This is a genomic window from Rhodanobacter hydrolyticus (assembly GCF_044904645.1).
This window is the reverse complement of sequence record NZ_JADIKK010000008.1, coordinates 2,938,865-2,954,974: the sequence shown is the minus strand read 5'-3', so window position 1 is coordinate 2,954,974 and position 16,110 is coordinate 2,938,865. Positions and strand designations below refer to the sequence as shown.

10 protein-coding genes are annotated in these 16,110 nt (G+C 63.6%); 8 read left to right on the top strand and 2 right to left on the bottom strand.

The features are described from left to right. Positions 1 to 158 precede the first annotated feature (158 nt). The gene (locus tag ISP25_RS15825; RefSeq protein ID WP_192158159.1) at positions 159 to 2,189 is read left to right on the top strand and encodes a sodium-translocating pyrophosphatase; all 2,031 of its coding nucleotides are present in this window, start codon (positions 159 to 161) and stop codon (positions 2,187 to 2,189) included. Positions 2,190 to 2,441: 252 nt separating this feature from the next. Next, positions 2,442 to 4,568, top strand: coding sequence for a prolyl oligopeptidase family serine peptidase (locus ISP25_RS15820; protein ID WP_404615242.1), 2,127 nt, complete (start codon positions 2,442 to 2,444; stop codon positions 4,566 to 4,568). Positions 4,569 to 4,651: 83 nt separating this feature from the next. On the opposite strand, the gene ISP25_RS15815 is transcribed toward ISP25_RS15820, so the two are convergent. After that, positions 4,652 to 5,440: an energy transducer TonB gene (locus ISP25_RS15815; protein ID WP_404615240.1), complete on the bottom strand. Its 789-nt coding sequence runs from the start codon at positions 5,438 to 5,440 to the stop codon at positions 4,652 to 4,654. 137 nt (positions 5,441 to 5,577) lie between these two features. Between ISP25_RS15815 and ISP25_RS15810 the strand changes: the two genes are divergently transcribed. Continuing rightward, entirely contained in the window at positions 5,578 to 6,408 is an 831-nt protein-coding gene (locus ISP25_RS15810; protein WP_404615238.1) for a 2OG-Fe(II) oxygenase, read from the top strand. Between the two features lie 77 nt (positions 6,409 to 6,485). On the opposite strand, the gene ISP25_RS15805 is transcribed toward ISP25_RS15810, so the two are convergent. Beyond that, on the bottom strand, positions 6,486 to 7,007 hold the full coding sequence (locus tag ISP25_RS15805; RefSeq protein WP_404615236.1) for a hypothetical protein: 522 nt from the start codon (positions 7,005 to 7,007) through the stop codon (positions 6,486 to 6,488). A gap of 603 nt (positions 7,008 to 7,610) precedes the next feature. On the opposite strand from ISP25_RS15805, the gene ISP25_RS15800 reads away from it, so the two are divergent. The 5 genes from ISP25_RS15800 to pdxR all read left to right on the top strand — a co-directional run bounded on the left by ISP25_RS15800 (position 7,611) and on the right by pdxR (position 15,769). Further along, entirely contained in the window at positions 7,611 to 8,225 is a 615-nt protein-coding gene (locus ISP25_RS15800) for a helix-turn-helix domain-containing protein (protein WP_404615234.1), read from the top strand. Positions 8,226 to 8,361: 136 nt separating this feature from the next. Beyond that, a complete protein-coding gene (locus tag ISP25_RS15795; protein WP_404615232.1) occupies positions 8,362 to 11,469 on the top strand; it encodes a TonB-dependent receptor plug domain-containing protein in 3,108 nt (1,035 codons plus the stop codon). Between the two features lie 133 nt (positions 11,470 to 11,602). Beyond that, positions 11,603 to 12,547, top strand: a complete 945-nt coding sequence (locus ISP25_RS15790; protein ID WP_404615230.1) for a redoxin family protein — start codon at positions 11,603 to 11,605, stop codon at positions 12,545 to 12,547. Between the two features lie 88 nt (positions 12,548 to 12,635). Further along, positions 12,636 to 14,210, top strand: a complete 1,575-nt coding sequence (locus ISP25_RS15785) for a tetratricopeptide repeat-containing sulfotransferase family protein (RefSeq protein ID WP_404615228.1) — start codon at positions 12,636 to 12,638, stop codon at positions 14,208 to 14,210. Then, the gene (gene pdxR / locus ISP25_RS15780; RefSeq protein WP_404615226.1) at positions 14,210 to 15,769 is read left to right on the top strand and encodes a MocR-like pyridoxine biosynthesis transcription factor PdxR; all 1,560 of its coding nucleotides are present in this window, start codon (positions 14,210 to 14,212) and stop codon (positions 15,767 to 15,769) included. Before ISP25_RS15785 ends, pdxR begins: the two co-directional genes overlap by 1 nt. Positions 15,770 to 16,110 lie beyond the last annotated feature (341 nt).

Sequence of the window (16,110 nt, the reverse complement as noted above, 5' to 3'; positions counted from 1 at the left end):
GCAATCCGACATCGCGACTTCATGGCCTTGGCGCAAACCGTCCACGCGCAACCGCCTCGCTGCGCGCTGCGCCGCACAACGGGTTGTACACAAGGCTCTGCCTATACTCCCCTCGACCGCCCGTTCCGGACGGCCATTACAACCATGGGGAGGCTCCGATGCTGCAGCAGTTTGGCTGGTGGATCGTGCTCGCGTGTGCGGTGGTGGCAGTTTTGTATGGTGCCTTGTCGGCACGCTGGGTTCTCGCGCGCTCGCCGGGCAATGCACGGATGCAGGAAATCGCCACGGCGATCCAGGTAGGCGCACGCGCTTATCTCAATCGCCAGTACGGCACGATTGCCCTGGTAGGCGCAGTGTTGTTCCTGCTGATCGGTTTCTTCCTTTCCTGGGCCACCGCGGGCGGGTTCCTGATTGGCGCGGTGCTGTCAGGCGCAGCCGGCTACATCGGCATGAACGTGTCGGTGCGCGCCAACGTGCGCACCGCCGAAGCGGCACGGCAAGGCCTCGGCCCGGCGATGGACGTGGCATTCCGCGGCGGCGCCATCACCGGCATGCTGGTCGTGGGCCTGGCGTTGCTGGGCGTAGCCGGTTACTGGTTGATCCTCGACCGCAGCGGCGTGGCCAGCGAAGACGCATTGCACGCTCTGGTGGGCCTGGCCTTCGGCAGCTCGCTGATCTCGATCTTCGCCCGCCTCGGCGGCGGCATCTTCACCAAGGGTGCGGACGTGGGCGCCGACCTCGTGGGCAAGGTGGAGGCCGGCATCCCCGAAGACGACCCGCGCAATCCGGCGGTGATTGCCGACAACGTGGGCGACAACGTGGGCGACTGCGCGGGCATGGCCGCCGACCTGTTCGAGACCTACGCGGTGACAGTGATCGCCACCATGCTGCTGGGCGGCCTCACGCTGACCAATGCGGGCAGCACTGCCGTGCTGTATCCGCTGCTGCTGGGTGCGGTGTCCATCATCGCCTCGATCATTGGCACGCTGTTCGTGCGCGTGAAGCCCGGCGGCTCGATCATGGGCGCGCTGTACAAGGGTGTGGCGGTGTCGGGCGTGCTGGCGGCCATCGCGTTCTACCCGATCACCATGCAGTTGATGGGCGGCTTCAGCTACGGCGCCCTGAACCTGTGGTTCTGCGCGCTGATCGGGCTGGTGCTCACCGGCGCCATCGTGTGGATCACCGAGTACTACACCGGCACCAACTACAAGCCGGTCAAGCACATCGCGCAGGCCTCCACCACCGGGCACGGCACCAACATCATCGCCGGCCTGGGCGTGTCGATGAAGGCCACCGGCCTGCCGGTAGTGGCGATCTGCATTGCCATCTGGGGCGCCTACGAGCACGGCGGCCTGTACGGCATCGCCATCGCGGCGACCTCGATGCTGTCGATGGCCGGCATGATTGTGGCGCTGGACGCCTACGGGCCGATTACCGACAACGCCGGCGGTATTGCCGAGATGGCCGATCTGCCGCCGGAGGTGCGCGGCGTCACCGACCCGCTGGACGCGGTGGGCAACACCACCAAGGCGGTGACCAAGGGCTATGCCATCGGCTCGGCAGCTCTTGCCGCGCTCGTCCTGTTCGCCGACTACACGCACAACCTCGCGGTAAACCATCCGGACACGACCTACACCTTCGATCTCTCCGATCACATGGTGATCATCGGCCTGCTGATCGGCGGCCTGATCCCCTACCTGTTCGGCGCGATGGCGATGGAAGCAGTGGGCCGTGCCGCGGGCGCCGTGGTGGAAGAAGTGCGCCGCCAGTTCCGCGACATCATCGGCATCATGGACGGTACCGGCAAACCGCAGTACGACAAGGCGGTGGACATGCTCACCCGCTCGGCGATCCGGGAGATGATCGTGCCTTCGCTGCTGCCGGTGGTCGTGCCTATCGTGGTGGGCCTGCTGCTGGGGCCGAAGGCACTGGGCGGCGTGTTGATCGGCACCATCGTCACCGGCCTGTTCGTGGCGATCTCGATGACCACCGGCGGCGGCGCGTGGGACAACGCCAAGAAGTACATCGAGGACGGCCACCACGGTGGCAAGGGTTCGGAAGCGCACAAGGCCGCAGTGACCGGCGACACCGTGGGCGACCCCTACAAGGACACCGCCGGCCCCGCGGTGAACCCGTTGATCAAGATCATCAATATCGTGGCGCTGCTGATCATCCCGCTGCTGCATTGAACCACCCGGCACGACGACAGGCCCCGTTCGCGGGGCCTGTCGCATTTCGGACACCTGACTTCAGCCACAGGCATGCGCAACACCGCGCCATCACACTTTGGCAAATGCCCGTCATCCCGGCGCAGGCCGGGACCCAGTGGCGATCACGCACGTTCAGGCGATACGGCCACTGGATTCCGGCCTGCGCCGAAATGACAAGCACACCAAACGCCGACAATCGCCAAGTCTTTCGCCGCACCCCAAGGAGCTTCCATGACGTCCAAGACATCCCTCTGGCTCGCGCTTGCGCTGGGCATCACTGTGAGCGGCACGGGCACAGCCCAGGCTACCGACCAGGCCGCCGGCAGCGACGATCCCTATCTCTGGCTGGAAGCCACCCACGATGCACGTGCGATGGATTGGGTGAAGGCGCAGAACGCGATCACCGAGAAGGCCTTCGCCAGCTCCGCGGAGTTCGACCGCACCCGCAACCAGATCCTTGAAGTGCTGGATTCCAATGCGCGCATTCCCATGGTCGAGCGCATGGGCGACTGGCTCTACAACTTCTGGCAGGACAAGGATCACCCGCGCGGCCTCTGGCGCCGCACCACATTGGCCGAATACCGCAAGGCCGATCCCAAGTGGGATGTCGTGCTGGACGTGGATGCGCTCAACAAGACCGAAGGCAAGCGCTGGGTGTTCAAGGGCGCGCAATGCCTGAGGCCCGCGTATACGCGCTGCCTGCTCTCGTTGTCGCCCGACGGCGGCGATGCGGTGGCGGTGCGCGAGTTCGACACCACCACCAAGTCCTTCGTGAAAGGCGGCTTCGAACTGCCGATCGCCAAAACCCAGGTGGGCTGGGTCGACCAGAACCACATCTACGTCGGCACCGACTTCGGCCCCGGCTCGATGACCAAGTCCAGCTATCCTCGCATCGCCAAGGAATGGACGCGCGGCACCCCGCTCGCAAGCGCCACCGAGGTATACGCGGGCAAGCCCGACGACCTCGCGGTGAGCGCGTACCGCGACCTCACGCCCGGCTTCGAACGCGACTTCGTGCAGGTGGCCACCGACTTCTTCCACAGCGAAACCTTCCTGCGCAAGGACGGCAAGCTGGTGAAGCTCGACATCCCCAGCGACGCCAGCGCCGATGCGCATCGCGAATGGCTGCTGGTGACGCTGCGCGCGCCATGGACGGTGGGTGGAACCACCTATCCCAATGGCTCGCTGGTCGCCACGAAGTTCGATGACTTCATGGCCGGCAAGCGCGCCTTCACCGTGCTGTTCAAGCCCGATGCGCACACCGCGCTCTCCAACTACGCATGGACGCAGCACCATCTGATTCTCGACGTACTGGACGACGTGAAGAGCCGGCTCGAAGTACTGACTCCCCCCGAAAATCCCGCGGCCGCCGGCGACTGGCGGCGCGAGGCCATGCCGGGCGCACCGGCGATGAGCACAGTGGAAGTGGTCGATACCGACCCCGATCACAGCGACGAATACTGGCTCGCCATCACCGGCTTCCTTACCCCGACTACGCTGGAACGCGGCGTGCTTGGCCAAGGCAAGGCCGAAACGATCAAGCATCAGCCTGCCTTCTTCGACGCGTCCAAGTTCAACGTGAGCCAGCACTTCGTCATCTCGAAGGACGGCACCCGCGTGCCCTATTTCGAGATCGCACCGAAGAACATGAAACTCGACGGCTCGAACCGCACCTTGCTGTACGGCTACGGCGGCTTCGAGGTCTCGCTGCAGCCGTTCTACAGCGGCAGCATCGGCCGTGCGTGGCTGGATCGCGGCGGCGTCTACGTCATCGCCAACATCCGCGGCGGCGGCGAATACGGCCCGGCGTGGCACCAGGCTGCATTGCAGGCCAACCGGCCGAAGGCCTACCAGGACTTCGCCGCGGTGGCGGAAGACCTGGTGAAGCGCGGCGTCACCACCGCCAAGCACCTTGGCACCGAGGGTGGCAGCAACGGCGGCCTGCTTATGGGCAACATGCTCACCCAGTACCCGCAGCTGTTCGGCGCGATCGCCTGCGAGGTGCCGCTGCTCGACATGAAGCGCTACATCCACCTCGATGCCGGCGCGTCATGGATCGCCGAATACGGCAACCCGGACGATCCGAAGCAGTGGGACTTCATCAAGTCCTTCTCGCCCTACCAGAACCTGCACAAGGAGACGCACTACCCGCCAGTGCTGTTCTACACCACCACCAGCGACGACCGTGTAGGCCCGGCACAGGCGCGCAAGATGGCCGCTAAGATGGAAGGCATGGGCATCCCCAACGTGTGGTTCTACGAGAACCTCGAAGGCGGCCACGGAGCCGGCGCGGACAACAAACAGTCGGCACACATGCATGCGATGGTGTACGACTTCCTGTGGGACAAGTTGCAGTAAGCCGTCCCGTCATGGAACACGCGAGCCGCCTCTGGGGCGGCTCGCGCCGTCTTGTTCCACGGCAGCCGGTCCAAGGCGCCGGACTATTCCGTGGACACGCGCTTCGTATAAGGGCCGGCCTTGACCCATGACTCACGCTGCCTGCACAGGCTGGCGTTGTTGCAAAGCGTGGCCGCCAACGTTATCGGGTTGTCTGGGGTTCCCGCGAAAATGTAGCGAACCACCATCGCCCGGTCCGTCGATATATCGGTGAAATACCACAGTTCGCGCACGATCTTCTGGCTGTCGCGAATCGCATAGACATGGGATTGCTTGTGCGTGCTGTCATAGACCTGCGCATGGGCCCGCGCAGCCACGTCGGAGACGGCTTGCACGACAGTCGCATAGGGAATGGGCGCATCGTCCATTTGGATGGGCGCATGGCGGTACGCCGGCGTCCACGCCGGATCGCCCTTGATCATCGGCTCGTTGAACGTCACCGGCACGCGCGCATAGCCTTCGACCGCAATGCCGTTCTTCCTTTCCGGGGAAAACCGCCACTGCGTGGCCGCGGCAATGGCGGCCCTGTCCAGTCCACGTGACCCGGAACTGTAGTCGACCCTGATATCGAGCGGGTCTCCATCCTTGCCGACCAGGATGAGCAACACGACCGTCCCTTGTATGCCATAGACGGCCTCGAATCCCGGATAAACCGGGGCCACAGCCGTTATCGATTGCGGCGGCGGCGGCGCCCCCGGTGGTGGCGGTGGCGCGGGCGGCCACGACGATGGTGGCGGTGGTGGCGCAGCATTCGTGACCGGCCTTTGAACCGCCTCCCCCGAACAACCGGCAAGCAGCAAGACGCAACTGATCACTACTGACAGCAGACGCATGGACTCTCCCCTCGAGCCGTACAGCGGTGCTGCAGTCTAAGGGCCACAAACGCCAGCGGACAATGCGCTCCCGACGGCTCATGCCACCCAAACCGGGTGAAGTAAGCTTGACCAATTCCCCCGCTCCACCCGCACCCATGAACACACGCCCCACGATCAGCCCCGAACTGCGCGAATGGATACTCGCCACCAGCCGCGCCGGACACGCCCCGCAGACCGTGGTCGAACTGATGCTGTCGCATGGCTACGATCCGCGGCACAGCCGCAGCAGCGTGGCCGAAGTGCTGAAAGTGCCGCTGGCCACCTTGCTTGCGGATACCGGGGCGCCGCTCGCGCATCGCACCAGGCATCCAGAGGCACCTCTGGCCAAGGTCGGCGACCGCGAGGTGAAGATTGCGCTGAGCATGGACAAGCCCGCGCTGCGCGTGCTCGATGGTCTGCTGACGGGCGAGGAATGCGACGAGCTGATCGCGCTGGCGCGCCCTCGCCTGGCGCGCGCGCTCACCGTGGACGAGAGCGGCGGGCAACAGGTGGATCAACGTCGCACCAGCGTGGGCATGTTCTTCAAGCTGGGCGAATTGCCGCTGGTGGCACAGCTCGAACAACGCATCGCGGAACTTCTCGACATCCCCATGAGCCATGGCGAAGGCCTGCAGATCTTGCATTACCTGCCTGGCCAGGAGTATCAGCCGCACTACGACTGGTTCGACCCAGGCCAACCCGGCTACTCCACCATCACCGCACGCGGCGGGCAGCGCATCGCCAGCGTGGTGATGTACCTCAACACGCCCGAAGCCGGTGGCGGCACCGCGTTTCCCGAAGTCGGCCTTACTGTGACCGCCCTGCGCGGTTCGGCCGTCTATTTCGCTTACGAGAGCGGTGACGCCAGCTCGCTGCATGCCGGGCTGCCGGTGCTGCGCGGAGAAAAGTGGATCGCCACCAAGTGGCTCCGCGAAAAGCCCTATTGAAGCCTGCGCGTCGCCACTTCCAATTGGCGTTCAATGACAATCGCGCGCTCGATATCCCCGACCGGTCTGCGAGCGACTCATGCCGGTTGCTGCATTTCGCGTCCCGGCGAGCCCACTCTCGCGCGACGCGCGATCCAGGCAATGAGCGGACCGATCAACAAGGCACTCTCGAGAATGCTGCCGACGACCCAACTGGGAACGGTCGATCCCTTCATCGCGGGGGACAGCGGCACCACGATGTCGTTCATCGCCACATACAACCACAGGCCATACAGGACACCGTAAATCCATATGCCACGTCGGATCAGCGCAGGCATCCAACCGCTGACCATGTAATAGGCCCATACCATCACGAAGGAAATCGCGTACTGCAGGACCAGCCCGAGCAGCACGCTGATACCGCCTTCGTCGAAGGAATGCCTTCCCAGCACGCCCGATGCAATGACCTGGATGATGCGGGCGGGAGGCACTCCGTGCAGCAATCTCCAATACCCACACGCATAGACCAGGTCCAGCGTGCCCACGAAAACGGCGCCCCCGATCAATAACGTCGCCGTACGGGTCACGGTAGCCACTGGAAGTCTCGACGGGATGGACATGGCGTACCGTGATTCCGATGACCTCATAAAGACCCCAGCGGACCGCTTGGGGAGGCACGTCCGCAGGGTGGGGAAAAGCTACCTTGCCACAATGCCATGCGGCGCTGGCGCATCCACCGATGGATGCAGGCTAGAGAGTGCCGCGCATTCCATCCATAGCCAATCCCCTCGTTTTTTTTAAGGCCGGATGCGCTGGCCCTCATTTAACTCCTTCGCGCGCAATGGTTGTCTTTCATCGCGGAAATATGCGGCCGGATTTCCATCGCAACATCATGCGCAACAGCCGCCGCGAACATGCGCGTTCGTGAATTGGCTTCGATTTTCCCACATGAATTGGTCGTGTACCGAAGCATTCGGCCTGCCTAGGCTTTGCCCATCAGACGCTTTTGTAACGAGTCGTTGACATCTCGACACGCAGTTCCTCACATACGCCTGGCCCGCGGGCTTGCTCCTTCAGCCGATCGCCAGACACGACGTCATCGCTCGATCGATCCATGGAGCAGTTCGATGTCGATAGCCATTCCCCAACTCGACGTGCACCCGGGCCAGCCAGCCATCGGCCGTGATTTCCGTTCGCGCGATTTCGTTGGCAACGGCGATGGCATGCTGGTACTGGAAAGGCATCCCGGAAATGATTCGCCTGCCATGCAGGCAGCAGCTCCGGCACGGGCGTCGCAGACGCTCGCAAACGCCGGCGTTGGCGACTTTTCCGCACGCATGCAATTGCTGATCCAGGTCGAAGGCAATGCCGCATCCATCGCCCGACGCAGTGGCTTTGCTGAAGACACCGTGCGCGACTGGTGCAGCGGTCGCGGCGATATCTCGCGCGAACATTGCGTCATCATCGCAAGATCGCTAGGGGTTTCCCTGCGCTGGCTGCTTGCCGGCGAAGGCTCCATGCGAACCGGGGATGTCCCTGTCATTTCCGCGGCCGCATCGCGCGCTACTCCCGCACCGACGGGTGACGATGCCTGGCCGGCCGACAACGAAACACAGATCACCTTGGACCCGGTTCTGCTGGCAACGGCGTTCCGGGTGCTCCAGTCCTATATCGGTCTTGTCGGCGGCTCGTTGAACCCGACACAACGCGCAGACGCGATCGCGCAGATTTATCACGTGCTTGGACATGCGGGCACCGCCGGCCATGCGGACCGCCTGATCGCGCTGCATACCTTGCTCGGCGGTTATTTCTGCAGCAGGAAGTCGTTGATCGGCTAGTGCACCGGCGACGGTTCCCATTCCGGCTGTGGAGTGGCGCAGGCAGCAGTGGATGCACCGGTTTTGACCGGCAGCACGAATTCATCCGGGCAACACCTGGCGCCCGGATTTGCAATCACATCAGGAGAGGCGTGGCATGCAAAGCAGCAACCACATCAAACAGATCAGCCGAAGCCATCGGGCGGCCCGCTCCGCCTTGAGCGCAACCATCACCGCCATCCTGGGCGTCTATGGGGCGACCACGTTCGCTCCCGTTCATGCCCAGGCGACGACGGGGACGATTTTCGGCTCCGCCCCGGCAGGCAGTGGCGAAACGATCCAGATCACCGGTGGCGCCGGCTTCAACCGCACCATCCCGGTCGACAGCTCGGGCCACTACTCGGTGACCGTGCCGGTCGGTAGCTATTCGGTCAGCCTGCTGCAGAACGGCGCGGTGGTGCAGTCGCACAACAACGTCAGTCCAAGCGCCGGCGGCGCGTCCGAGGCCGACTTCGCGCAACCAGGCGGCGGCAGTGCAAACGCGCAGAATCTGGGCACGGTGACCGTGACGGCGAACGCGTTGCCCGCGATCGACGTGACCTCCACCAACCAGAACCTGACCATCACGTCGAAGCAACTGACCCAGCTGCCGCTCCCGCGCAATGCGGAGGCCATCGCCCTGCTGGCCCCGGGCACGACCCCCGGGGCAGCCATGTTCGCGGGCAGCGGTCCTACAGGTGGTTCGCCCATTTCGTTCGGCGGCTCATCCATCGTCGAGAACGCTTACTACATCAACGGCTTCAACACCTCCGACCCACTCAGCAACACCGGCGGCATCGCCCTGCCCTACGGTGCCATCGACCAGCAGCAGACCCTGACCAGCGGCTACGGCGCCATGTACGGCCGTTCGGCCGGCGGCGTGATCAGCCAGGTGGGCAAAAGCGGCACCAACGACTGGCACTTTGGCGGCCAGGTGTTGTGGTCGCCTGAGTTCGCGCAGAACAGTTTCGACAACTTCTATTACAGCAACCCGCGCTGCACCGGGCAGTGCGTTGCCAACGACGGCCAGCTCTTCCAGTACAGGAAGGGCGACAGCAGTTGGAACACGGTCTACGACGCCTATCTCGGTGGGCCGCTGATCAAGGACAAGCTGTTCCTGTTCGTGGCGGCCGAAGCGGAAAAGACACAAACCACCACGGTGGGCAACGTCAACGCGGGCAACGTCGCCGACCAGCGCACCAGCAACCCCAAGTACTACCTCAAGCTGGACTGGAACATCAACGACAGCAACATCCTGTCGCTGACGGACATCTACAACTCGAACGCCAGCAATCCGGCCGAGTTCTATTCCTACGACAGCACCACGCACGAGCGTGGCGCGTTCGAGAGCCTGGGCCAGGAGACGAAGAACAGCTTCAACATCTGGATCGCCAAATACACCTCGTACATCACCGATAACCTGACGCTGAATTTCCTGTACGGCAAGATGGACGGCAAGTACTACGTCAACCAGCCGCCGTATCCGGGCTACGACGCTAGCGAGCCCAACATCATAAGTTCGTCGCAGGAGAACCCGGCATACATGCCCAATGGCAATCCCGCCCACAGCGGCAACTTCTTTCCCAATATCAACAATGCGTCGCACAAGTCAGAGGTACGCAACCTTCGTCTCGACCTCGACTGGAAGCTGGGCAACCACGACCTCCAGTTCGGTATCGACAATGACGACGATGCCGATTTCGACGATGGCCTGCAGATGACCGGCCCGGGCTATGCCTGGCTGTACGGCAATACCGGCACTCCTGGGCAGGAAATCATCCCTGGCTCGATCGGGCCCGTGCCGAACGGCGGCACGTACTACGTGAGCAGGTATGTGTTCTCGACATTCACGTCGTCGCTGCGCATCCAGCAACGTGCGCAGTACATCCAGGACAACTGGCAGGTCACGCCGAACCTGCTGCTTAACCTCGGCCTGCGCAACGACCAGTTCACCAACTACAACCCGGAGGGCGAGGCCTTCCTGCGCCTGACCAAGCCGCAATGGGCGCCACGCATCGGCTTCAGCTGGGACGTGTTCGGCGACTCCACCATGAAGGTGTTCGGCAACGCCGGCCGCTACTACCTGGCGATGCCAGTCTCCGTGGCCCTGCGCGAGGCCAGCTACCCGTTGTACTCGGAGACCTTCTACGGCTACACGGGCATCGGCTCGGACGGCATCCCGACCGGTCTGGTCCCGGTCCAGGCGAACAACACCTATTACGTCAACGGCGAAAACGGCGAGTTGATCAACCCCAAGACGGCAGCGTCCGGCACCCTTAAGGCCGAGTACCAGGACCAGTTCGTCCTGGGCATGCAGCAGCAGATCAATCCCTCATGGGTGTATGGCGCCACCGGCATCGTGAACAAGCTGGGCCGCATCATCGACGACTTCGACCCGCAGGCCTATGAACCGCAGATTGCCGCGCTGGCCGCGGCCCAGGGGCAAGCCATCGATCCGTCCCTGCTTAGCGGCAGCGTACTGATCAACCCAGGCAGCACCGCCATCCTGACCATCCCCAACGGCATCGGCGGCTACAGCACGGTCAAGATGCCCGGATCGGTCTTCAACTATCCGCCGGCCAAGCGCCACTACTACTCGCTGGAGCTGTATCTGGAGCATCCGTTCGACGGCAAATGGTTCGGCAAGATCGACTATGTGTTTTCGCGCAGCTACGGCGACACCGAGGGACCGGTGCAGTCGAACATCGGCCAGGGCGGCAGTTCGCAGTCGGGCACCGAGCAATGGGACTTCTGGCAGATCATGCAGTACGCCAACGGCGACCAGGCCAACGATCAGAAGCACCAGCTGCGGATCTACGGCTCCTACGCCATCACACCGGAGTGGACGGTCGGCGGCACTTACCGCATTGCGTCCGGCACGCCGGAATCCTGCCTGGGTTACTACGGTCCCAGCGAGAGCAACTACCAGAACTATGCCCAGTTCGGCGGTGCGTACCACTGGTGCGGCGGCGTGCCCACACCGCCCGGATCCACCGGCTTCACGCCGTGGACGCACCAGTTGAATCTGCAGCTGGATTATCGTCCGGCCTTTGCCCAGCACAAACTGGACTTCCAGTTGCAGATCCACAACGTATTCAATGAACAGAGCGTCACGCAGATCATCCCGGCGTATGGCAAGACGGCGGCTCCGCTGCCGACGTATCTATTGCCAGCAGGCATGGAAGCTCCGCGCTACGTGCAGTTCGGCATCACTTACGACTACTGATCGACCGGCTACCCGCACCCTGCTTCGCAGGGCGCGGTGGCCGCGGGCGCAGCCCTCCATCAAGTGCGCGCCGACAGGCGATCCTTTGGCGCGTTGTGCGATACCCTCACGTCATCCGCAAAGGAGGTGTCTCGTGAAGCAGCCTGTGCGCTCACTCGTCTTCATGTTGATCCTGTCCTGCAGCGCCATCACGGCGCGGGCCGCGACCGCCCCGGACTTCACCGGCATCGACCACTGGATCAACTCGCCGCCACTGACCATGGCCGGCCTGCACGGCAAGGTGGTGCTGGTCGATTTCTGGGCTTACTCATGCATCAATTGCGTGCGCGAAATGCCGCACGTCGAGCATCTGTACGAAACCTACAAGGACAAGGGACTAGTGGTGGTCGGCGTGCATTCGCCCGAGTTCGATTTCGAGAAAAATCCTTCCGACGTCACTGCCGCCGTGCAGCGGCTCGGCATCACCTACCCGGTCGCCATGGACAGCGAACACGCGACATGGAGTGCCTGGCAGAACCAGTTTTGGCCTGCCGAATACCTGATCGACCAGAACGGCCAGCTGATCGGCCATCAGTACGGCGAGGGCGGTTACCAGCGCATGGAAAGCGCGATACGCATGCTGCTGGGACTGAGCGCGCAGTCCGGCACCGATATCGCAGGGAGCAGCCCTCCTGCTGACGGCGATTCACCGGAAATGCTGCTGGGCACCGCAGCCCAGACTGGCCTGGACAGCTCCGAGGACGGCAGCAAGGGCCTGCGTCATTTCTCCGCGGGCCAACCCGCGCCCAATCACTATGCCCTGGGCGGTGTCTGGAGGATTACGGACGAATGCGCCGAGCTTGCCGGCTCGCAAGGAAATGTCGAGCTTCGATTCAAGGCAACCAAGCTCTACATGGTCGCCAACGCGAACACGCCCGTTACGCTGGAAGTGACGATCGACGGCAAACCCCAGCCCCCCGTTACCGTACAAGGCAGTCGCCTCTATACCCTGTTCGAGAGCAGCGCCGACGGCAGCCATCTGCTGAAGCTGCATATCCCTGCGAAAGGTTTGCAGATCTATAGTTTCAGCTTCGGGTGATTTTCCCTTTGCGTGCCGGCAAAGGCGACTCTCCACCGTCCCGGTTTGCAGAGGATTCGGCCACGCACTCGCTATGGATCCCATCGACATGCGAGTGAACGACTTGCTGTCCGACGCATCCCGCGCCATTGCCGCGCACAAGCTGGCAACCGCCGAGCAGACACTGGGACGGGCCGTGGCGATCGCACCGGATTCGGCCGAGGCACAGCGGCTTTCCGGCGTTGTGCAACTCATGCGCGGAAACGCGGGCATGGCCGTCGGATTCCTGCGGCGCGCCGTTGAATTGCGCCCGGACGATTTCAACGCGCACATGAATCTCGGCAGTGCACTGTTCCAGTGCCAATACCCCGATGCCGCCTTTGCGAGCATGCGCCGCGCCTGCGAACTGGCCCCCGATACGGGCGCCACCTGGTACAACCTCGGCCGCGCCCTGCACATCGCACGCCATACCGAAGAAGCGCGCCCGGTGCTGGAACGTGCCATGGCGCTTGATCCATCGCACGTCATGACACGCATGACCTTGGCCAACGTGCTGAACGGCCTGGGCGACATTGCGGAAGCCATCGGTCTTTACCGCGATGTCCTGAGGGACCACCCAAGCCACGCCAGGGCGTGGTACTCCCTGGTCAATCTCAAGACGGTGAAGCTCGACGACGCCGAGGTTCAACACATCAGGCAGTTGCTGGATCGCCCGAACCTCTCCGCCGACGACCGCGTGTGGCTTGGTTACGCGCTGGCCAAGTCGCTTGAGGACCAGAATGATCTGGCCGCCTCTTTCCACGCCCTGCAGGCGGCCAGCGCCATCAAGCGTCGCCTCACCTCGTGGGATATCGAGGGCGAGCAGTTGCGCGTCGACAGCCTCATCAAGGCATTTTCCGCGCCACTGCCCCCTGTCGTGGACCCGAACCTCGGCAGCGAAGTCATCTTCATCGCCTGCCTGCCGCGCTCGGGTTCGACACTCACCGAACACATTCTTGCCTCCCACTCCCAGGTGGAGGGGGCCAATGAAATACCGGATCTGTCCGCCGTGCTTCGGGGTGAATCCGGCCGCAGGCATCAGGCCCTGGCCGAGTGGGCCCCCCTGGCCACGGCCGAAGACTGGCACCGCCTCGGTTGCGAGTACCTGGAACGCACCGCGCATTGGCGCAAGGACAAGCCCAGGTTTACTGACAAGAACCTTGGCAACTGGTCGCTGATCGGACCGGTGCTGGCGATGCTGCCAGGCGCCCTTGTCGTAAATACTCGACGCGACCCGCTGGAAACCTGCTTCGCCTGCTATCGCCAGTTGTTCGGCGATGGCGCCGCCTTCAGCTACGACTTCGAGTCCATCGCCCACTACTACGCCGGATACGACCGCATCAGCCGGTTCTGGCAACAGCGCTTCCCCGGGCACTGCCACGATCATGTCTACGAAGACATGCTGGCGGATCCCGCGGGGAAAATCCGCGAGCTGCTCGAGTTCTGCCGCCTGCCCTTCGAACCGGCCTGCCTGGAATTCCACAAAACCGCTCGCGCCGTGCGCAGCACGGCCAGCGCCGCGCAGGTGCGGCAGCCACTGCAATCGAACACCGCTCGAGGGGCCCGCTACGGTGCCCTGCTGGATCCGCTGCGCGATTTATTGCGGCAACTGGGCCTTTCGGGCCAGTGCTCGCCCAACGCGTGATGCCCGCGCAGATCGATTGCGCATTTCCCGGCGTCGCTCCAATGAGGTCAATCGTATACTGCAGGCGCAACTTCCCCATGGCCACAGATATTGCGGAGCTGCTCTCCGAAAGCGCTGACATGTTCCTCGAACTCGACGGCCATGGCCCGCACTACGCGCAGCTGGCCCGGGCGCTCCGGAGTGCCGTCCTCGACGGCCGCCTCGGGACCGGCACTCGCCTGCCCCCCACGCGCGAACTCGCCCGCGAGTTGGAACTGTCGCGCACCACCGTACTTTCAGCGTACGAGCAACTGCGGGCGGAAGGCTTCATCGAGGGGCACACCGGATCGGGAAGCTATGTGGCATCGTTGCAGACCCATCCGCCGCTGCTGCCTGCAACACCGTCGATCGAATCGCCTTCGCGCTACGCGCAGCGTGCGCGGACGGTGCGTACTCCCGGTATCGCGACGAAGCACCGCGGGCTTCGCTACGAGCTGCAGTATGGCCACTCGCAGATCAATCCTGCGCTGAATGGCATCTGGGGGCGTGAATTGGCACGGGCGGCTATCTATACCCCGCCCCAGATCACCCATGTGCAAGGCCTGCCGGCCTTGCGCAAGCAGATATGCGACTACCTCGCGCGCCGCCGTGGCGTGCGGATTTCGCCAGAGCAGGTGATGGTTGTCGCCGGGACCCAGCAGGCCGTGACCATCGCTGCACGCGTGCTGCTGGATGAGGGCGATGCGGTGGTGCTGGAGGAGCCGCACTATTTCAGCATGCACCAGGCACTGATCGCGCACGGCGCCCGGATATGCCCCGTGCGCACCGATGACGAAGGGCTGGTCTGCAATGAACTGCCGCAGATATCGCCCAGCCTTGTCTGCGTGACGCCCTCGCACCAGTTCCCAACCGGCGCGGTGCTTTCGCTGCCGCGCAGGCTGGAACTGTTGCGCTATGCCGAGAAGCACCAATGCTGGATCCTCGAGGACGATTACGACGGGGAGTTTCGCTACACCGCCCATCCGCTGGCAGCCTTGCGCTCGCTCGACAAAGGCGACCGCGTGATCTATGTGGGCACTTTCTCCAAGGTATTGTTCGGCACCCTTCGGATGGCCTACATGGTGCTGCCGGCAGCGCTCGTCGATGACTTCGTCAATGCCAAGTACCTGAGCGACGTCGCCAGCCCCGGCATCGAACAGGCTGCGCTGGCACACTTCATGGAGGACGGCGGCTTTGAACGCCATCTGCGCCTTGCCCGCAAGGAGCTGCAGGCACGGCGCGACGCCTTGATCGAAGGGCTGCACCGCTACGCGGGAGATCGCGTGGAGATAGGAGGCTCCCCCGCCGGCATGCATGTGGTTGCCTGGCTGCGCGGCTACGACCACGCCCGCGCCGAGGCCCTTATCGAGCTTGCGCAGGGACGCGGACTGGGCCTGTACTCGATGACCCCGCACTACCTCGACCCTCCGGCGCGCCCTGGGCTGCTACTGGGCTATTGCGGGCTATCGGTCACCACATTGCGCGAAGCCATGCAGCTGTTCGGGCAGTGCCTGGATGACATGGATGCACGCCAGGTTTGAGAACTTGCTCTCCTGGCGTCTTCGATCTTGCCATCACCAGTTACCCAACGGCCTCGATCGTCTACCTGCGCCCGAATTCCTTCTCTTCGCTGGCCCACGCCACCACAGAAACGGTGACGAAGGGCAAAGCTGACCTGAAGAGCGAAGGGCAGGATGCCGGTGGTCAGAGAAAGACCCAAGCTCAATCCGCCACAACCATGGATAGTCTGCGTCGAGGGTTAGCCAACAGCGCCCACCTACGCGTTAGGTGCCACGGCAACGCCATGCCGTGATTGGAAATGGAGAGCCTGCCTTTATCGTCCTGGTGCACGCAGGACAAATCAGGTAGCGCACGGAACAGC